Raw genomic sequence first — 19111 nt, 5'->3', positions numbered from 1 at the left:
GTCAGAGCACCTCCGGAGCCAGCGAGATGATCTTCATGAACCGCTTGTCGCGCAGCTCGCGCCCGACCGGGCCGAAGATGCGCGTCCCGCGCGGCTCGCCGTCGTTCTTGAGGATCACGGCGGCGTTCTCGTCGAACTTGATGTAGGAACCGTCCGGACGACGGCGCTCCTTGGCGGTGCGGACGACGACGGCCTTGACCACGTCGCCCTTCTTCACGTTGCCGCCCGGGATCGCGTCCTTGACGGTTGCGACGATGACGTCGCCGATTCCGGCGTAGCGACGGCCCGAGCCACCGAGAACACGGATGCAGAGAATCTCCTTGGCACCCGTGTTGTCGGCGACACGAAGTCGCGACTCCTGCTGGATCATGTAATGAACTCCTGTCGTCGAGCCGGTTCTCGCCGTGGGCGAGCCTTGCCGAACGGATAGCTGTCAGTGCCGGGTCCCTCGCGGGTGAACCGGCCAGGACCGGGCGGTGGACCCGCCGGACCTGTCCTCACTGGTTGCCGCACCGCGGTGCGGCACGAGAGCGGTCGTGACGAGCGAGCCGGGGCCCGCCCGTCACGACCGGTGGATCACTTGGCCTTCTCGAGGATCTCCGCGAGGCGCCACCGCTTGGTCGCGGACAGCGGGCGGGTCTCCATGATGAGCACCAGGTCGCCCACGCCGGCAGAGTTCTGCTCGTCGTGCGCCTTGACCTTGCTCGTGCGGCGGATGACCTTGCCGTAGAGCGGGTGCTTGACCCGGTCCTCGACCTCGACCACCACGGTCTTGTCCATCTTGTCGCTCACGACGTAGCCGCGGCGCGTCTTGCGGTGCGCGCGCTCCTCGGCCGCCTCGGGCGCGTTCGTTGCGTTCTCGCTCATTCCAGCCTCACTCACTCGGCGCTCGGCGCGGTTCGGATGCCGAGCTCGCGCTCACGCAGGATCGTGTAGATCCGCGCGATGTCGCGGCGGACGGCCTTGAGGCGCCCGTGGCTCTCCAGCTGGCCGGTGGCCGACTGGAAGCGGAGGTTGAAGAGCTCCTCCTTGACCTTCTTGAGCTCGGCGACGAGCGTCTCGTCGTCCATGGCGTCGAGGTCGACGGGGGCGAGCCCCTTCGTTCCGATTGCCATCAGTTGCCACCACCCTCGCGCACCACGAAACGGCACTTCATCGGGAGCTTGTGGATCGCGCGGCGCATGGCCTCGCGAGCCAGGTCCTCCGGGACACCCGCCAGCTCGAAGACGATCCGGCCGGGCTTGACATTGGCGACCCACCACTCGGGCGAACCCTTACCGGAACCCATGCGGGTCTCGGCAGGCTTCTTGGTCAGGGGACGGTCCGGGTAGATGTTGATCCAGACCTTGCCGCCACGCTTGATGTGGCGGGTCATCGCGATACGAGCAGCCTCGATCTGGCGGTTCGTCACGTACGCCGGCTCGAGAGCCTGGATGCCGTACTCGCCGAACGAGATCTGGGTGCCACCCTTCGCCGCGCCGGAGCGCGACGGGTGGTGCTGCTTGCGGTGCTTGAGCCTGCGCGGGATCAGCATGACTCAGGCCTCCGTTCCGGTCTCAGGGGCCTTCGCCTCTGCGGCGGGAGCAGCCTGCTCGGGCGCCGCCGGCGACTCGGACGCGGGGGTCCGCTCGGCCGAACGCTCGGGACGACGGCCGCCACCACGACGGTCGCCGCCGCGCTCACCGCGCGGGCCGCCACGGCCCTGGCGCGGAGCGGCCGTGGCCTGCTGCGCGGCGAACTCCTTCTCGGTGACGTCGCCCTTGTAGATCCACACCTTCACGCCGATGCGGCCGAACGTGGTGCGGGCCTCGAAGAAGCCGTAGTCGATGTACGCGCGCAGCGTGTGCAGCGGCACACGACCCTCGCGGTAGAACTCCGACCGGCTCATCTCCGCGCCACCGAGGCGGCCGGAGACCTGCACGCGGATGCCCTTCGCGCCGGCGCGCTGCGCGGACTGGATGCCCTTGCGCATGGCACGACGGAACGAGACGCGGCTCGCGAGCTGCTCGGCGATGCCCTGCGCGACGAGCTGCGCGTCCGTCTCGGCGTTCTTCACCTCGAGGATGTTGAGCTGCACCTGCTTGCCGGTGAGCTTCTCGAGCTCGCCGCGGATGCGGTCGGCCTCGGCGCCGCGGCGGCCGATGACGATGCCCGGGCGCGCCGTGTGGATGTCCACGCGGACACGGTCACGGGTGCGCTCGATCTCGACCTTGGAGATGCCGGCGCGCTCGAGCCCCGTGCTCATGAGCTTGCGGATCTGGACGTCCTCGCGGACGTAGTCGCGGTACCGCTGGCCGGGCTTCGTGCTGTCGGCGAACCAGCGCGACCGGTGGTCGGTGGTGATGCCGAGGCGGTACCCGTGCGGGTGAACCTTCTGTCCCACTATCGGGCACTTCCCTTCGTGTTCTCACGCGGAGCGACGACCACGGTGATGTGGCTGGTGCGCTTGAGGATGCGGTTCGCACGGCCCTGGGCCCGGGGGCGGAAACGCTTGAGGGTCGGGCCCTCGTCGACGAACGCCTCACGCACGACGAGCTCCTGCTCCTCGAACGCTTCGCTCGCGCGGTCCGCCTTCACCCGGGCGTTGGCGATGGCGCTCTCCACGACCTTGCGGACGGGCTCGCTCGCCGCCTGCGGTGCGAACTTCAGCACCGCGACGGCCTCGGAGGCCTGCTTGCCACGGATGAGGTCCACGACGCGCCGGGCCTTCTGGGGCGTGACACGGACGAACCGCGCCTGCGCCTTGGCTTCCATTGCTGTCCTGCCTTCTTGTCTCTTGACCGTCCAGGTCGTCACCAGACTGACCCGGGGGTCAGCGGCGACGACCCTTCTTGTCGTCCTTCACGTGGCCGCGGAAGGTCCGCGTGGGAGCGAACTCGCCGAGCTTGTGGCCGACCATCGACTCGGTGACGAACACCGGCGTGTGCTTGCGACCGTCGTGCACGGCGAACGTGTGACCGAGGAAGTCGGGCGTGATGACCGACCGACGGGACCAGGTCTTGATGACGTTCTTGGTCCCCTTCTCGTTCTGAGCGTCCACCTTCTTCTGCAGGTGGTCGTCGACGAAGGGGCCCTTCTTCAGGCTACGAGGCATGTCTCCAGGCTCCTATCAGCGCTTCTTGCCGGTACGGCGACGACGCACGATCAGCTTGTCGCTCGGCTTGTTGGGACGGCGGGTACGACCCTCCGGCTGGCCCCACGGGCTCACCGGGTGGCGACCACCGGAGGTCTTGCCCTCACCACCACCGTGCGGGTGGTCGATCGGGTTCATGGCGACACCGCGGACGGTGGGGCGCTTGCCCTTCCAGCGCATGCGGCCGGCCTTGCCCCAGTTGATGTTCGACTGCTCGGCGTTGCCGACCTCGCCGACCGTCGCGCGGCAGCGCAGGTCGACGTTGCGGATCTCGCCGGAGGGCATGCGCAGCTGCGCGTACGGCCCGTCCTTGGCGACGAGCTGCACAGACGCACCGGCCGAGCGGGCGATCTTCGCGCCGCCACCGGGCTTGAGCTCGATGGCGTGGATGACCGTACCGGTCGGGATGTTGCGCAGCGGCAGGTTGTTGCCGGGCTTGATGTCCGCGCCCGCGCCCGCCTCGACGACGTCGCCCTGCTTGAGCTTGGCCGGCGCGACGATGTAGCGCTTCTCGCCGTCCGCGTAGTGCAGGAGCGCGATGCGCGCGGTGCGGTTGGGGTCGTACTCGATGTGCGCGACCTTCGCCGGCACGCCGTCCTTGTCGTGACGACGGAAGTCGATCACGCGGTACGCACGCTTGTGGCCACCACCCTTGTGACGGGTGGTGATGCGACCGGAGCTGTTGCGGCCGCCGCTCTTGGAGAGCGGGCGGACCAGAGACTTCTCCGGCTGCGAGCGCGTGATCTCGGCGAAGTCGGCGACGCTCGAGCCGCGGCGGCCGGGCGTCGTCGGCTTGTACTTACGGATTCCCATGGGGATCTGTCCTCAATCTGCTCTCGTCGGCTCAGCCGAAGATGTCGATCGTGCCCTCGCGGAGGGTGACGATCGCACGCTTGGTGTCCTTGCGCTTGCCCAGGCCGAAACGCGTGCGACGCGTCTTGCCCTTGCGGTTGATCGTGTTCACCGAGGCGACCTTGACCGAGAAGATCTGCTCGACGGCGATCTTGATCTCGGTCTTGTTGGCCCGCGGGTCGACGACGAACGTGTACTTGCCCTCGTCGAGCAGGCCGTAGCTCTTCTCGGAGACGACCGGCGCGAGGATCACGTCACGGGGGTCCTTGGTCACGGTGGTCACTTCGCGGCCTCCTCGGCAGCAGTCTCGTCCGCCTCGGTGGAGGTGGCGACGGCCTTCGCGGAGCGACCCGTGGCCGGGCCCGTCAGGAACGCGTCGAGCGCGCCCTGCGTGAAGACGACGTCGTCGGAGACGAGCACGTCGTAGGTGTTGAGCTGGTCGGCCACCAGGAGGTGGACCTGCTCGACGTTCCGCAGCGACTTGATCGTCAGCTCGTCGCCACGCTCGGTGACGACGAGGACGTGCTTGCGCCCGGAGAGCTTGGCGAGCGTCGTGACGGCGGTCTTGGTCGACGGCACGCCGTCGACACCGAAGCCGGTCACCACGTGGACGCGGCCGTTGCGGGCGCGGTCCGAGAGGGCACCGCGGAGCGCGGCGGCCTTCATCTTCTTGGGCGTCCGCTGGTCGTACGAGCGCGGCGTCGGGCCGTGGACGACGCCACCGCCGGCGAACTGCGGCGCACGGGTCGAACCCTGGCGGGCGCGGCCGGTGCCCTTCTGCTTGTACGGCTTGCGACCACCACCGCGGACCTCGCCGCGGGACTTGGTGTCGTGGGTGCCCTGGCGTGCGGCAGCACGCTGGGCGACGACGACCTGGTGGATCAGCGGGACGTTGAGCTCGACGTCGAACACCTCGGCGGGGAGCTCGGCGGTGCCGGCCTTCTTGCCCTTGGGGTCCAGCACGTCAACGGTCAGAGCGGACATGGGGTTCACGCTCCCTTCGCGGCGCTGCGCACGAGGACGACGCCGCCCTTGGGGCCGGGAACCGCGCCCTTGACGAGCAGCAGACCCTTCTCGGCGTCGACCGCGTGGACGGTCAGGTTCTGGGTGGTCTGACGGACGTTGCCCATCCGACCGGCCATGCGCAGGCCCTTGAAGACGCGCGACGGGGTCGAGGCCCCACCGATCGAGCCGGGCTTGCGGTGGTTGCGGTGCGAGCCGTGGGAGGCACCCACGCCGGAGAAGCCGTGACGCTTCATGACACCGGCGGTGCCCTTGCCCTTGGTCGTGCCCACGACGTCGACCACGGCGCCGGCCTCGAAGGCCTCCGCGGTGATCTCCTGGCCGAGCGAGTACTCGGTGGCGTCGGTGGTGCGGACCTCGGCGACGTGACGACGCGGCGTGACGCCGGCCTTCTCGAAGTGGCCCTTGAGCGGCTTCGTGACCTTGCGCGGGTCGATCTGGCCGTAGGCGAGCTGCACGGCGGCGTAGCCGTCGGCGTCCGACGTGCGCACCTGCGTCACGACGTTCGTGCCGACCGCGACGACGGTGACGGGCACGAGGCGCCCGGCCTCGTCCCAGAGCTGCGTCATCCCGAGCTTCGTGCCGAGCACCGCGGTGACCGGGCGCGCGTTCTGCTGGGGGGTAGTCATGATGTCCTCCAGCCTCAGAGCTTGATCTCGATGTTCACGTCAGCCGGCAGGTCGAGACGCATGAGCGAGTCGACCGCCTTCGGCGTGGGATCGATGATGTCGATCAGCCGCTTGTGCGTGCGCATCTCGAAGTGCTCGCGGCTGTCCTTGTACTTGTGAGGCGACCGGATGACGCAGAAGACGTTCTTCTCCGTCGGCAGCGGCACCGGACCCACGACCGTTGCACCAGCGCGCGTCACCGTGTCGACGATCTTGCGCGCCGAGCTGTCGATGACCTCGTGGTCGTAGGACTTGAGCCGGATGCGGATCTTCTGTCCCGCCATGGCGTCGTCTGACTCTCTCTCTCGAACCGCTAGCTGTCCGACCCCCGCGCTCGGGCGTGTCGCGTAGTCGCGACGCACCTGGGCGCACACGCCAAGAGGCGCAGGGCCGTTGGATATGTGGACTCCCGCCGGGCTCCGTGCTGACGCACGGCTCCGCGAACCGGACCACAACGTTTGTGCGAGCCTGTCGGAACGTGTGTTCCGCGGGGTACTCGATCCATGGCGACACAGAGAGCTCAACCCGCAGACCCGGGGGAAGTCCCGGGGTCCTGGCCCTCGGCGAGAGGACCGGTTCAACACACTGTTCGACACGTGAAAGAGCGCACCCGTAACAGGCAACCTGAACAGTCTGCCACACGAAGCCGCCGTCGTCCAAGTCGGACGACGCGACGCCGGTGTGACGGTGACCGCAGGCCGAAGGCCCGGCCCCGCGGACGGGACCGGGCCTTCGACGAGGTGCTGCGGAGGCAGCGTCAGATCACTTGAGGATCTTGGTGACGCGGCCCGAGCCGACGGTGCGGCCACCCTCACGGATGGCGAAGCCGAGGCCCTCCTCCATGGCGATCGGCTGGATCAGCTCGACCGTCATCTCGGTGTTGTCGCCGGGCATGACCATCTCGGTGCCCTCGGGCAGCGTGATGACGCCGGTGACGTCCGTCGTGCGGAAGTAGAACTGCGGACGGTAGTTCGAGTAGAACGGGTTGTGACGGCCGCCCTCGTCCTTGCCCAGGATGTAGACCTGCGCCTCGAACTGCGTGTGCGGGGTGATCGAGCCCGGCTTCACGACGACCTGGCCGCGCTCGACGTCCTCGCGCTTGATGCCGCGCAGGAGCAGACCGGTGTTGTCGCCGGCCTGAGCCTGGTCCATCTGCTTGTGGAACGTCTCGATGCCCGTGACCGTGGTCTTCTGGGGCGAGCGGATGCCGACGATCTCGACGTCCGAGTTGAGGTCGAGCGTGCCACGCTCCACCTTGCCGGTGACGACGGTGCCACGACCGGTGATCGTGAAGACGTCCTCGACGGGCATGAGGAACGGCTTGTCGAGCTCGCGGACGGGCTCGGGCACGTTCTCGTCCACGGCCTCCATGAGCTCGAGGATCTTCGCGGTCCACTCGGGGTCGCCCTCGAGCGCCTTGAGACCGGAGACGCGCACGACCGGCGCGTTGTCGCCGTCGAACTCCTGCGAGGAGAGGAGCTCGCGCACCTCCATCTCGACGAGCTCGAGGATCTCCTCGTCGTCGACCATGTCGGACTTGTTGAGCGCCACGAGCAGGTACGGCACGCCGACCTGGCGGGCGAGCAGGACGTGCTCGCGCGTCTGGGCCATCGGGCCGTCGGTCGCGGCGACCACCAGGATCGCGCCGTCCATCTGGGCGGCACCGGTGATCATGTTCTTGATGTAGTCGGCGTGACCCGGGGCGTCGACGTGCGCGTAGTGGCGCTTCGGCGTCTCGTACTCGATGTGCGCGATGTTGATCGTGATACCGCGCTGCTTCTCCTCGGGAGCCGCGTCGATCTCGTCGAAGTTGCGCTGCGTGTTCGCCGGCAGGTCCGGGTACGTGTCCGCGAGCGTCTTCGAGATCGCCGCCGTGAGCGTCGTCTTACCGTGGTCGACGTGACCGATGGTGCCGACGTTGACGTGCGGCTTGGTCCGCTCGAACTTGGCCTTAGCCACTGGGGTCCTCCTGGGACTTGGGTAGATGTGCCGAACGTTGCGAATGTCGACCGAGAGATCCTACATCCGCGGGGCGTTGCGGTTTCCTACAGGTTGATGGTTGTGCGGGTCTTCGACCTGTGGGGACTCACTCGCCCCGGGTCTTCTTGATGATCTCTTCGGCAACGTTCCGAGGAACCTCGGCGTAGTTGTCGAACTGCATCGAGTACACCGCACGACCCTGGGTCTTGGACCGGAGGTCACCGATGTACCCGAACATCTCTGACAACGGTACGTGGGCCCGGACGACCTTCACACCCGTCGCGTCCTCCATGGACTGGATCATTCCACGACGTGAGTTCAGGTCGCCGATGACGTCGCCCATGTACTCCTCGGGCGTACGCACCTCGACCGCCATCACCGGCTCCAGCAGAACCGGGTCCGCCCGCTTGACGCCCTCCTTGAGGACCATCGAGCCGGCGATCTTGAACGCCATCTCCGAGGAGTCGACCTCGTGGTAGGCGCCGTCGAGCAGGATCGCCTTCACCCCGACCAGCGGGAAGCCGGCGAGCACGCCGAGCTCCATCGCGGACTGGATGCCGGCGTCGACGCTGGGGATGTACTCGCGCGGGATGCGACCACCGGTGACCGCGTTGGAGAACTCGTAGAGCTCGCCCTCGGACGTGTCGAGCGGCTCGAAGGTCACCTGGACCTTCGCGAACTGCCCGGACCCACCGGTCTGCTTCTTGTGCGTGTACTCGATCTTCTCGGCCTTGCGGCGGATCGTCTCGCGGTACGCGACCTGCGGCTTGCCGACGTTCGCCTCGACCTTGAACTCGCGACGCATGCGGTCGACGAGGATGTCGAGGTGGAGCTCGCCCATGCCGCCGATGACGGTCTGGCCGGTCTCGTCGTCCAGCTTGACGCGGAAGGTCGGGTCCTCCTCGGCGAGCTTCTGGATCGCCGTGGAGAGCTTCTCCTGGTCGGCCTTCGTCTTCGGCTCGATCGCCACGTCGATGACGGGCTCGGGGAAGCTCATCGACTCGAGGATGACCGGGTTCGCCATGTCGCTCAGCGTGTCACCGGTCGTGGTGTCCTTGAGGCCGATGACCGCGTAGATGTGACCGGCGCTCGCCTCGTCGACCGGGTTCTCCTTGTTGGAGTGCATCTGGAAGATCTTGCCGACGCGCTCCTTCTTGCCCTTGGTCGAGTTGGCGACCTGCTGGCCGGGCTCGACACGACCGGAGTACACGCGCACGTAGGTGAGCTTGCCGAAGAACGGGTGCGCCGCGACCTTGAAGGCGAGCGCGGAGAACGGCTCCGAGGCGTCGGGGTGACGCTGGATGACCTTCTCCTCGTCCTTCGGGTCGTGACCGTCGATGGCCGGCACGTCGAGGGGCGACGGCAGGTAGTCGATGACCGCGTCGAGCATGGGCTGGACGCCCTTGTTCTTGAACGCGGAGCCGCACAGGACCGGGAACGCCTCGCCCGCGATGACGAGCTTGCGGATGCCGGCCTTGAGCTCGGCGATCGTCAGCTCCTCGCCACCGAGGTACTTCTCGAGCAGCTCCTCGTCGGCCTCGGCGACGGCCTCGACGAGCTCGCTGCGGTACTGCTGGGCCTTCTCGACCAGGTCCGCGGGGATCTCCTCGGTGTCGTACGCCTCGCCGAGCTGGGTCTCCCCGTGCCAGACGAGCGCCTTCATCTCGAGCAGGTCCACGACACCGGTGAAGTCGCTCTCGGCCCCGATCGGGAGCTGGATGACCAGCGGCTTCGCCTTGAGGCGGTTGATGATCGTGTCGACGGTGAAGTAGAAGTCCGCGCCGAGCTTGTCCATCTTGTTGACGAAGCAGATGCGGGGGACGTTGTACTTGTCCGCCTGGCGCCACACCGTCTCCGACTGCGGCTCGACACCTTCCTTGCCGTCGAAGACGGCGACGGCGCCGTCGAGCACGCGCAGGGAGCGCTCGACCTCGACCGTGAAGTCGACGTGGCCGGGCGTGTCGATGATGTTGATCTGGTTCTTGTTCCAGTAGCACGAGACGGCGGCGGACGTGATCGTGATGCCGCGCTCCTTCTCCTGCTCCATCCAGTCGGTCGTGGACGCGCCGTCGTGCGTCTCGCCGAGCTTGTAGTTCACACCCGTGTAGAACAGGATGCGCTCGGTGGTCGTGGTCTTCCCGGCATCGATGTGGGCCATGATGCCGATGTTGCGGACCTTGCTCAGGTCGGTCAGCACGTCAAGTGCCACGGTCTGCTTCCCTCGTTAGATGGGTTGAGTCGGGGGCGCTGCTCGGACCGGGATGACCGGCCTCGGACCCGCCGACAGCCCCGGGGACGCTCCGGTCCCCGGGGCCCGTCGTGCGGACTACCAGCGGTAGTGGGCGAAGGCCTTGTTGGACTCCGCCATCTTGTGCATGTCCTCGCGGCGCTTGACCGCGGCGCCGAGGCCGTTGCTGGCGTCGAGGATCTCGTTCATGAGGCGCTCCGTCATGGTCTTCTCGCGACGGGCGCGCGAGTAGTCCGTGAGCCAGCGCAGCGCGAGGGTCGTCGCACGCGCCGGGCGCACCTCGACCGGGACCTGGTAGGTCGCACCACCGACGCGGCGCGAGCGGACCTCGAGCGCCGGGCGGACGTTCTCGAGCGCGCGCTTGAGGACGACGACCGGGTCGCCGTCCGTCTTCGCCCGGACGCCCTCGAGGGCGCCGTAGACGATCGACTCGGCGGTGGACTTCTTGCCGTCGAGCAGCACCTTGTTGATGAGCTGCGTGACGACGGGAGACCCGTAGACCGGGTCGACGATGAGCGGCCGCTTCGGGGCCGGGCCCTTGCGAGGCATCAGCTCTTCTCCTTCTTGGCGCCGTAGCGGCTGCGGGCCTGCTTGCGGTTCTTCACGCCCTGCGTGTCGAGCGCGCCGCGCACGATCTTGTAGCGCACACCCGGGAGGTCCTTCACACGACCGCCGCGCACGAGCACGATGGAGTGCTCCTGGAGGTTGTGGCCGACGCCGGGGATGTAGGCCGTGACCTCGACCTGGGAGGAGAGCTTCACGCGAGCGACCTTGCGCAGCGCGGAGTTCGGCTTCTTCGGGGTGGTGGTGTACACGCGCGTGCACACACCGCGCCGCTGCGGGGAGCCCTTGAGGGCGGGAGTCTTGGACTTCCCCACCTTCGAGGTCCGCCCCTTGCGGACGAGCTGCTGGATCGTAGGCACTACGTCTCCGTGTCTTCTCGAGCTACCGGGGCTATCCCCGATGGTGGTCGTGCTGGCTGCTGGAGCCGATCGCACGAGGCACCCGCAGCGCGAGAGACGCTGCAGCAGCCACCTACCACCGGCTCGATGGTCCGGCTCCGGGCCGTGGGCGCGAGCGCGCCACCAGGACCGGGATCCGGAGTGCCCGGGCACTCACATCGGCCCGTCCGGAGACCGCCACGCGGCGGTGTGCGACGATCGCTCGCCCGCACCGTCCCGCCAGGGACATCACGGAGGGCCCGACGGCGCGGGCACGGTTTACCAGGTTACCTGCCACCCGGCAAGGAGTCAAAGGAGCAGGTCGCGAGCACGGCCGCTCCCCCGGGCTCGTCGTCGTCCCGCAGGAGGGACGACGACGGGTGCCCGCCGGCCACCGCGCACGAGGCGCGGCAGCCGACGGGCACCCGTCGTGGGACGTCAGCGGTAGTCGCCGAAGTCCAGGTCCTCGAGCGGGATCGCCTCGCCAGAGCCCATGCCGAGCGCCGGGAAGTCGATCTCGTCGTAGCCGAAGCTCGGGTAGAGCTCCGTCTTGGCCTGCTCGGTCGGCTCGACCTGGACCTTGGTGTACCGGGGAAGGCCGGTACCGGCCGGGATGAGCTTACCGATGATGACGTTCTCCTTGAGGCCGAGGAGCGGGTCACGACGACCGCTCATCGACGCCTCGGTGAGCACGCGCGTCGTCTCCTGGAACGACGCGGCCGAGAGCCACGAGTCCGTCGCGAGCGACGCCTTCGTGATGCCCATCAGCTCGGGACGGCCGGAGGCCGGCTGGCCACCCTCCGCCACCGCGCGACGGTTCGCGTCCTCGAAGCGGCCGCGCTCGGCGAGCTCGCCCGGCAGGAGGTGCGAGTCGCCCGAGTCGAGCACGGTCACGCGACGCAGCATCTGCCGCACGATGACCTCGATGTGCTTGTCGTGGATGTCCACGCCCTGCGAGCGGTAGACCTCCTGGACCTCGTCCACCAGGTGCTTCTGCGTGGCGCGCGGGCCGAGGATGCGCAGGACCTTCTTCGGGTCCACCGCACCCTGGACGAGCTGCGTGCCGACGTTGACGTGGTCGCCGTCCTGCACGAGCAGGCGGGCACGCTTCGTCACCGGGTAGGCGATCTCCTCCGAGCCGTCGTCCGGCGTGAGCACCAGACGGCGCGAGCGCTCCGAGTCGTCGATCGCGATGCGGCCCGAGAACTCCGCGATGGGCGCCTCACCCTTGGGGGTGCGGGCCTCGAAGAGCTCCGTGACACGCGGCAGACCCTGCGTGATGTCGTCCGCGGAGGCGACACCACCGGTGTGGAAGGTACGCATCGTCAGCTGCGTGCCCGGCTCACCGATCGACTGGGCGGCGATGATGCCGACCGCCTCGCCGATGTCGACGAGCTTGCCCGTGGCGAGCGAGCGCCCGTAGCACTTGGCGCACGTGCCGACGCGCGACTCGCACGTGAGGACCGAACGGACCTTGGCCTCGCGGACGCCCGCGGTGACCGCGGCGTCGATGAGGACGTCGCCCGCGTCGTCGCCGGCCTTGCCGACGACGTTCCCGTCGGGGTCGACCAGGTCGGCCGCGAGGGTGCGCGAGTAGACGCTCGTCTCCACCTTCGGGTGGCGCACGAGCTTGCCCGCGAGCTCCTCGGCGATCGGCAGGGTCAGGCCGCGCTCGGTGCCGCAGTCCTCCTCGCGGACGATGACGTCCTGCGACACGTCCACGAGACGACGCGTGAGGTAGCCCGAGTCGGCGGTCCGCAGCGCGGTGTCCGCCAGACCCTTGCGGGCACCGTGCGTCGCGATGAAGTACTCGAGGACGGACAGGCCCTCGCGGTAGTTGGACTTGATCGGGCGCGGGATGATCTCGCCCTTCGGGTTCGCCACGAGACCGCGCATACCGGCGATCTGACGGACCTGCATCCAGTTACCACGCGCACCCGAGCCGACCATGCGGTACACGGTGTTGCGGTCGTTCGCCTCGAGGTTCTCGCGCATGACCGACGCGACCTTGTCCGTCGCCTGGGTCCAGATCTCGATGAGCTCCTGACGGCGCTCGTCGTCCGTGATGAGACCACGGTCGTACTGCTGCTGGACCTTGAGCGCGCGCTCCTCGTGCTGCTCGAGGATGACGGCCTTCTCCTTGGGCGTCGCCACGTCGGAGATCGCGATCGTGACGCCCGAGCGGGTCGCCCAGCGGAAGCCGGCGGCCTTCAGCGCGTCGAGCGACGCCGCGACCTCGACCTTCGGGTAGCGCTCCGCGAGCTCGTTGACGATCGCCGAGAGGCGCTTCTTGTCGACGACCGAGTTCACGTACGGGTAGTCGACGGGGAGCGTCTCGTTGAACAGCGCGCGACCGAGCGTGGTGTCGAAGAGGATCGGCTGACCCTCCTCCCAGCCCTCGGGAGCCTCGAAGCCGGAGACCGGCGGGACGAGGTCCGTGGTGCGGATCTTCACCCGGGCGTTGAGGTCCAGCGTGCCCTGGTCGAACGCCATGATCGCCTCGGCCACGGAGCCGAACGCACGACCCTCGCCCTCGGCACCCTCGCGGTCGCTCGTCAGGTGGTACAGACCGATGATCATGTCCTGCGAGGGCATGGTCACCGGACGGCCGTCCGACGGCTTGAGGATGTTGTTGCTCGAGAGCATGAGGATGCGGGCCTCGGCCTGCGCCTCGGCGCTCAGGGGCAGGTGGACGGCCATCTGGTCACCGTCGAAGTCCGCGTTGAACGCGGCGCAGACGAGCGGGTGCAGGTGGATCGCCTTGCCCTCGACGAGCTGCGGCTCGAACGCCTGGATGCCCAGGCGGTGCAGCGTCGGTGCACGGTTGAGCAGCACGGGGTGCTCGGTGATGACCTCTTCGAGCACGTCCCACACGACCGGGCGGGCACGCTCGACCATGCGCTTCGCGCTCTTGATGTTCTGCGCGTGGTTGAGGTCCACGAGGCGCTTCATGACGAACGGCTTGAACAGCTCGAGCGCCATCTGCTTCGGCAGGCCGCACTGGTGCAGCTTGAGCTGCGGGCCGACGACGATGACCGAACGGCCCGAGTAGTCGACGCGCTTGCCGAGCAGGTTCTGACGGAAACGACCCTGCTTGCCCTTGAGCATGTCCGAGATGGACTTGAGCGGGCGGTTGCCCGGGCCGGTGACCGGACGACCACGGCGGCCGTTGTCGAACAGCGAGTCCACGGCCTCCTGGAGCATCCGCTTCTCGTTGTTGACGATGATCTCCGGCGCACCCAGGTCGAGGAGACGCTTGAGGCGGTTGTTCCGGTTGATCACGCGGCGGTACAGGTCATTGAGGTCGCTCGTCGCGAAGCGGCCACCGTCGAGCTGCACCATCGGGCGCAGGTCCGGCGGGATGACCGGGACGGCGTCGAGCACCATGCCCGTGGGCGAGTTCGTCGTGGTGAGGAACGCGTTGACGACCTTGAGGCGCTTGAGGGCACGCGTCTTGCGCTGGCCCTTGCCCGAGCGGATGGTCTCGCGCAGGGACTCGGCCTCCGCCTCCAGGTCGAAGTCCTGGAGACGCTTCTGGATCGCCGCGGCGCCCATCGAGCCCTCGAAGTAGGTGCCGTAGCGGTCCTGGAGGGCGCGGTACAGCATCTCGTCGCCCTCGAGGTCGGCGACCTTGAGGTTCTTGAAGCGGTCCCACACCTGCTCGAGACGGTCGAGCTGGGCGTCGGCGCGCTTGCGGATCTGCGCCATCTCGCGCTCGGCCGAGTCGCGGACCTTGCGGCGCGCGTCAGCCTTGGCACCCTCGGCCTCGAGCTCGGCCAGGTCGGCCTCGAGCTTCTGGGCGCGGGAGTTGATGTCGTTGTCGCGGGCGTCCGCGATCTCCTTCTTCTCCAGGTCGATCTCGTTCTGGAGGTTCGGGAGGTCCTCCTGGCGGCCCTCCTCGTCGACCGAGGTGATCATGTACGCCGCGAAGTAGATGACCTTCTCGAGGTCCTTCGGGGCGAGGTCGAGCAGGTAGCCGAGGCGCGAGGGCACGCCCTTGAAGAACCAGATGTGCGTGACCGGCGCGGCGAGCTCGATGTGGCCCATGCGCTCACGACGCACCTTCGAGCGCGTCACCTCGACGCCGCAGCGCTCGCAGATGATGCCCTTGAAGCGCACGCGCTTGTACTTGCCGCAGTAGCACTCCCAGTCCCGGGTGGGGCCGAAGATCTTCTCGCAGAAGAGTCCGTCCTTCTCGGGCTTGAGGGTGCGGTAGTTGATGGTCTCGGGCTTCTTCACCTCACCGTGCGACCACGCACGGATGTCGTCGGCCGTGGCCAGGCCGATACGCAGCTCGTCGAAGACGTTGACGTCGAGCAAGTTGTCCTACTTCCTTCGCCTGCCGGGACCGGCCGTGGCCGGCCCCGACGCCAAAAAGACGGTTGGTGTGGGGGTCGTCGGTCGGAGCGGGGTGACCCGCTCCCACCTGCCCGAGATCAGATCTCGTCGACGCTGGACGCCGCGTTGGGGCGGCGCGACAGGTCGATGCCGAGCTCTTCGGCTGCGCGGTACACGTCGTCGTCCGACTCCCGCATCTCGATGGACACGCCGTCGCTCGAGAGCACCTCGACGTTCAGGCACAGCGACTGCATCTCCTTGAGGAGGACCTTGAAGGACTCCGGGATGCCCGAGTCGGGGATGTTCTCGCCCTTGACGATCGCCTCGTAGACCTTGACGCGACCGGGCACGTCGTCCGACTTGATCGTGAGGAGCTCCTGGAGCGTGTAGGCCGCGCCGTACGCCTCGAGGGCCCACACCTCCATCTCGCCGAAGCGCTGACCGCCGAACTGCGCCTTACCACCGAGCGGCTGCTGGGTGATCATCGAGTACGGGCCGGTCGAGCGCGCGTGGATCTTGTCGTCGACCAGGTGGTGGAGCTTGAGGATGTACATGTAGCCCACCGACACGGCCTCGGGGAACGGCTCGCCGGAGCGGCCGTCGAAGAGGCGCGCCTTGCCGTCGGCGCCGACCATGCGGTCGCCGTCGCGGTTCGGGATCGTCGTCGAGAGCAGGCCCGTGAGCGCGTCCTCGTGGACGCCGTCGAACACCGGGGTGGCGACGGGACGGCCGGGCTCGGACGTCGCGGCGATCTCCGGGACGTTCTCCCGCCAGGAGAGGTCCTTGCCGTCGGCGAGCGAGATGTCCCAGCCCTGCTTCGCGACCCACCCGAGGTGGGTCTCGAGGACCTGGCCCACGTTCATACGACCGGGGACGCCCAGCGGGTTGAGGACGACGTCGACCGGCGTCCCGTCCTCGAGGAACGGCATGTCCTCGACGGGCAGGATCTTGGAGATGACGCCCTTGTTGCCGTGACGGCCGGCGAGCTTGTCGCCGTCCGTGATCTTGCGGCGCTGCGCGATGTAGACGCGCACGAGCTGGTTCACGCCCGCGGGCAGCTCGTCGCCGTCCTCGCGGTTGAACTCGCGCACGCCGATGACCGTGCCGGACTCGCCGTGAGGCACCTTGAGCGACGTGTCGCGCACCTCGCGCGCCTTCTCGCCGAAGATCGCGCGCAGGAGGCGCTCCTCCGGGGTCAGCTCGGTCTCGCCCTTCGGCGTGACCTTGCCGACCAGGACGTCGCCCGCGCCGACCTCGGCACCGATGCGGATGATGCCGCGCTCGTCGAGGTCCGCCAGGACGTCCTCGGAGACATTCGGGATGTCCCGCGTGATCTCCTCGGGGCCGAGCTTGGTGTCGCGCGCGTCGACCTCGTGCTCCTCGATGTGGATCGAGGAGAGCACGTCGTCCTGCACGAGACGCTGGCTGAGGATGATCGCGTCCTCGTAGTTGTGGCCCTCCCACGACATGAATGCCACGAGGAGGTTGCGGCCGAGCGCGAGCTCGCCCTCGTCGGTCGCCGGGCCGTCCGCGAGGACGGAGCCGGGCTCGACGCGCTGGCCCTCGTCGACGAGCACGCGCTGGTTGTAGCTCGTGCCCTGGTTCGAGCGGCGGAACTTCGCGATCCGGTAGCTGCCGGTCGTGCCGTCGTCGTTCGCGACGAGCACGAGGTCGGCCGAGACCTCGGTGACGACACCGGGCTTCGTCGCGACGACGACGTCGCCCGCGTCGACGGCCGCGCGCCACTCCATGCCGGTCCCGACGAGCGGGGCCTCGGAGCGGACCAGCGGCACGGCCTGGCGCTGCATGTTCGCGCCCATGAGGGCGCGGTTCGCGTCGTCGTGCTCGAGGAACGGGATGAGCGCCGTCGCGACCGAGACCATCTGGCGCGGCGAGACGTCCATGTAGTCGACCTGCGCGCCGGGGACGATCTCGACCTCGCCGCCCTTGGTGCGCACGAGCACGCGCTCGTCCGCGAAGGAGCCGTCGGCGTTGAGCGTCTGGTTCGCCTGCGCGATGACGTGGCGGTCCTCGTCGTCGGCCGTGAGGTAGACGACCTCGTCGGTCACCTTGCCCGCCGTCACCTTGCGGTACGGCGTCTCGATGAAGCCGAACGGGTTGATGCGCCCGTACGACGCGAGCGAGCCGATCAGACCGATGTTCGGACCCTCAGGGGTCTCGATCGGGCACATGCGGCCGTAGTGCGACGGGTGGACGTCACGGACCTCCATGCCGGCGCGGTCGCGCGAGAGACCACCCGGGCCGAGGGCCGAGAGACGACGCTTGTGCGTCAGGCCCGCGAGCGGGTTGTTCTGGTCCATGAACTGCGAGAGCTGCGACGTGCCGAAGAACTCGCGGATGGACGCCACGACCGGGCGGATGTTGATGAGCGTCTGCGGCGTGATCGCCTCGACGTCCTGCGTCGTCATGCGCTCGCGCACGACGCGCTCCATCCGCGACAGGCCCGTGCGGACCTGGTTCTGGATGAGCTCGCCGACGGCGCGGATGCGGCGGTTGCCGAAGTGGTCGATGTCGTCCGTCTCGACGCGCACCTCGACGGCCTCGCCGTTGCGGGTGCCCGGGATGCTCGCGTGGTCCGCGTGCAGCGCCGCGAGGTACTTGATCGTCGCGACGACGTCCGAGACCGACAGCGTGGAGTCGCTGAGCGGCGCGTCGATGCCGAGCTTCTTGTTCGCCTTGTAGCGGCCGACCTTCGCGAGGTCGTAGCGCTTCGGGTTGAAGTAGAAGTTCTCGAGGAGCGCGCGGCCGGCCTCGACCGTCGGCGGCTCGCCCGGGCGGATCTTGCGGTAGAGGTCGACGAGCGCCTCGTCCTGCGTGTGGACGTGGTCCTTCTCGAGCGTGTCGAGCACGGACGGGAAGTCCGCGAACTGCTCGCGGATCTCGGACTCCGTGAGGCCGAGCGCCTTGAGCAGCACGGTCACGGACTGCTTGCGCTTGCGGTCGACGCGCACGCCGACGGCGTCGCGCTTGTCGATCTCGAACTCGAGCCAGGCACCGCGCGACGGGATGATCTTCGCGGAGAAGATGTCCTTGTCGCTCGTCTTGTCGGCGGCGCGCTCGAAGTAGACGCCGGGCGAGCGGACGAGCTGCGAGACGACGACGCGCTCGGTGCCGTTGATGATGAACGTGCCGCGCTCGGTCATGAGCGGGAAGTCGCCCATGAAGACCGTCTGGCTCTTGATCTCACCGGTGTTGTAGTTGACGAACTCCGCGGTGACGAACAGCGGCGCGGCGTACGTGAAGTCCTTCTCCTTGCACTCGTCGGCCGTGTACTTCGGCGGCTCGAAGCGGTGGTTGGAGAACGACAGCGACATCGAGGACCCGAAGTCCTCGATCGGGGAGATCTCCTCGAAGATCTCCTCGAGACCCGACGTCGAGGGCACGTCCTGGCGCCCGGCCTCGGCCGCGGCGGCGACGCGCGCCTGCCACGCCTCGTTGCCGAGCAGCCAGTCGAAGCTCTCGGTCTGGAGGCCCAGCAGGTCGGGGACCTCGAGCGGCTCGAAGATCTTGGCGAAGGAGAGGCGACGCGATGCGGTGCGGTTCGCGATGGCGTCGGCGGACGGAGCAGAAGGGGTGCGCGAGGCAGCCAAGAGGGGTCCTTCCCTGCAGATCGAAAGAACGCTGCACCGGCCGGGCTGGACACGATCACCGCCGCCACGACACCTCGCGGACGCGCACGTACGTCGTCGAGGGGGTCGGGGGTATATGAGATCGGGGGCACAGGACAGCGCAAAGCGTGAGCATACCCCAAGAAGGCGTCGCCACACAACCTCGGGGCACACTCCCCCAACCCGGCCCCGGACGCTGCGCGCCTCGCCGGTATTCGCACGGGCCTCGTCGCCCGTCCTCCGGCCCACCGTGCGGGCCTGAACCTGTTGCTGTCGACCTCGCTGTCCTGCGTCGTCGA

18 protein-coding genes are annotated in these 19111 nt (G+C 68.3%); all 18 read right to left on the bottom strand.

The window, feature by feature from the left end:
• Position 1 precedes the first annotated feature (1 nt).
• Positions 2-370 (bottom strand): 50S ribosomal protein L14, encoded by a 369-nt coding sequence (gene rplN, locus GWJ10_RS00380; protein ID WP_021480431.1) that lies wholly within the window; start codon positions 368-370, stop codon positions 2-4.
• 206 nt (positions 371-576) lie between these two features.
• Positions 577-867, bottom strand: coding sequence for a 30S ribosomal protein S17 (rpsQ, locus tag GWJ10_RS00375; protein WP_021480430.1), 291 nt, complete (start codon positions 865-867; stop codon positions 577-579).
• An 11-nt stretch (positions 868-878) separates the two neighbouring features.
• Positions 879-1115, bottom strand: coding sequence for a 50S ribosomal protein L29 (rpmC, locus tag GWJ10_RS00370; protein WP_021480429.1), 237 nt, complete (start codon positions 1113-1115; stop codon positions 879-881).
• Entirely contained in the window at positions 1115-1534 is a 420-nt protein-coding gene (gene rplP, locus GWJ10_RS00365; RefSeq protein ID WP_021480428.1) for a 50S ribosomal protein L16, read from the bottom strand. Before rplP ends, rpmC begins: the two co-directional genes overlap by 1 nt.
• A gap of 3 nt (positions 1535-1537) precedes the next feature.
• Complete coding sequence (gene rpsC / locus GWJ10_RS00360) at positions 1538-2383, bottom strand: 30S ribosomal protein S3 (RefSeq protein WP_034654910.1); 846 nt, start codon at positions 2381-2383, stop codon at positions 1538-1540.
• Positions 2383-2754 (bottom strand): 50S ribosomal protein L22, encoded by a 372-nt coding sequence (gene rplV / locus GWJ10_RS00355; protein WP_021479879.1) that lies wholly within the window; start codon positions 2752-2754, stop codon positions 2383-2385. The genes rpsC and rplV overlap by 1 nt, the downstream gene beginning before the upstream one ends.
• Positions 2755-2812: 58 nt before the next feature.
• Positions 2813-3094 carry a 30S ribosomal protein S19 gene (gene rpsS, locus GWJ10_RS00350; protein WP_021479878.1) on the bottom strand — a complete coding sequence of 94 codons (282 nt, stop codon included), beginning with the start codon at positions 3092-3094 and terminating at the stop codon, positions 2813-2815.
• Between the two features lie 15 nt (positions 3095-3109).
• Positions 3110-3946, bottom strand: a complete 837-nt coding sequence (rplB, locus tag GWJ10_RS00345) for a 50S ribosomal protein L2 (protein WP_021479877.1) — start codon at positions 3944-3946, stop codon at positions 3110-3112.
• A gap of 31 nt (positions 3947-3977) precedes the next feature.
• Positions 3978-4268, bottom strand: coding sequence for a 50S ribosomal protein L23 (gene rplW, locus GWJ10_RS00340; protein ID WP_021479876.1), 291 nt, complete (start codon positions 4266-4268; stop codon positions 3978-3980).
• Complete coding sequence (gene rplD, locus GWJ10_RS00335; RefSeq protein WP_034654917.1) at positions 4265-4969, bottom strand: 50S ribosomal protein L4; 705 nt, start codon at positions 4967-4969, stop codon at positions 4265-4267. The genes rplW and rplD overlap by 4 nt, the downstream gene beginning before the upstream one ends.
• A 5-nt stretch (positions 4970-4974) precedes the next feature.
• Positions 4975-5637 carry a 50S ribosomal protein L3 gene (gene rplC, locus GWJ10_RS00330; protein WP_021479874.1) on the bottom strand — a complete coding sequence of 221 codons (663 nt, stop codon included), beginning with the start codon at positions 5635-5637 and terminating at the stop codon, positions 4975-4977.
• A gap of 14 nt (positions 5638-5651) precedes the next feature.
• On the bottom strand, positions 5652-5960 hold the full coding sequence (gene rpsJ, locus GWJ10_RS00325) for a 30S ribosomal protein S10 (protein ID WP_012867945.1): 309 nt from the start codon (positions 5958-5960) through the stop codon (positions 5652-5654).
• Positions 5961-6438: 478 nt separating this feature from the next.
• A complete protein-coding gene (gene tuf, locus GWJ10_RS00320) occupies positions 6439-7635 on the bottom strand; it encodes an elongation factor Tu (protein ID WP_021479872.1) in 1197 nt (398 codons plus the stop codon).
• A gap of 127 nt (positions 7636-7762) precedes the next feature.
• Positions 7763-9865, bottom strand: coding sequence for an elongation factor G (gene fusA, locus GWJ10_RS00315; protein ID WP_021479871.1), 2103 nt, complete (start codon positions 9863-9865; stop codon positions 7763-7765).
• Between the two features lie 117 nt (positions 9866-9982).
• Positions 9983-10453: a 30S ribosomal protein S7 gene (gene rpsG, locus GWJ10_RS00310; RefSeq protein WP_021479870.1), complete on the bottom strand. Its 471-nt coding sequence runs from the start codon at positions 10451-10453 to the stop codon at positions 9983-9985.
• Positions 10453-10827: a 30S ribosomal protein S12 gene (gene rpsL / locus GWJ10_RS00305; protein ID WP_021479869.1), complete on the bottom strand. Its 375-nt coding sequence runs from the start codon at positions 10825-10827 to the stop codon at positions 10453-10455. The genes rpsG and rpsL overlap by 1 nt, the downstream gene beginning before the upstream one ends.
• A gap of 456 nt (positions 10828-11283) precedes the next feature.
• Positions 11284-15165 (bottom strand): DNA-directed RNA polymerase subunit beta', encoded by a 3882-nt coding sequence (locus GWJ10_RS00300; RefSeq protein WP_021479868.1) that lies wholly within the window; start codon positions 15163-15165, stop codon positions 11284-11286.
• Positions 15166-15281: 116 nt separating this feature from the next.
• Positions 15282-18794: a DNA-directed RNA polymerase subunit beta gene (gene rpoB, locus GWJ10_RS00295; protein ID WP_021479867.1), complete on the bottom strand. Its 3513-nt coding sequence runs from the start codon at positions 18792-18794 to the stop codon at positions 15282-15284.
• Between the last annotated feature and the right edge of the window lie 317 nt (positions 18795-19111).

This window comes from Cellulosimicrobium sp. SL-1 (assembly GCF_011033075.1).
Classification (GTDB): Bacteria; Actinomycetota; Actinomycetes; order Actinomycetales; family Cellulomonadaceae; genus Cellulosimicrobium; species Cellulosimicrobium funkei.
The sequence above is the reverse complement of the archived record's forward strand: the minus strand, read 5'-3'. Positions and strand labels throughout refer to the sequence as shown.

Coding starts and splice junctions, on each gene's coding strand:
- rplN (WP_021480431.1), bottom strand. CDS start 370: ATGATCCAGCAGGAGTCGCGACTTCGTGTCGCCGACAACACGGGTGCC.
- rpsQ (WP_021480430.1), bottom strand. CDS start 867: ATGAGCGAGAACGCAACGAACGCGCCCGAGGCGGCCGAGGAGCGCGCG.
- rpmC (WP_021480429.1), bottom strand. CDS start 1,115: ATGGCAATCGGAACGAAGGGGCTCGCCCCCGTCGACCTCGACGCCATG.
- rplP (WP_021480428.1), bottom strand. CDS start 1,534: ATGCTGATCCCGCGCAGGCTCAAGCACCGCAAGCAGCACCACCCGTCG.
- rplV (WP_021479879.1), bottom strand. CDS start 2,754: ATGGAAGCCAAGGCGCAGGCGCGGTTCGTCCGTGTCACGCCCCAGAAG.
- rpsS (WP_021479878.1), bottom strand. CDS start 3,094: ATGCCTCGTAGCCTGAAGAAGGGCCCCTTCGTCGACGACCACCTGCAG.
- rplB (WP_021479877.1), bottom strand. CDS start 3,946: ATGGGAATCCGTAAGTACAAGCCGACGACGCCCGGCCGCCGCGGCTCG.
- rplD (WP_034654917.1), bottom strand. CDS start 4,969: ATGTCCGCTCTGACCGTTGACGTGCTGGACCCCAAGGGCAAGAAGGCC.
- rplC (WP_021479874.1), bottom strand. CDS start 5,637: ATGACTACCCCCCAGCAGAACGCGCGCCCGGTCACCGCGGTGCTCGGC.
- rpsJ (WP_012867945.1), bottom strand. CDS start 5,960: ATGGCGGGACAGAAGATCCGCATCCGGCTCAAGTCCTACGACCACGAG.
- rpsG (WP_021479870.1), bottom strand. CDS start 10,453: ATGCCTCGCAAGGGCCCGGCCCCGAAGCGGCCGCTCATCGTCGACCCG.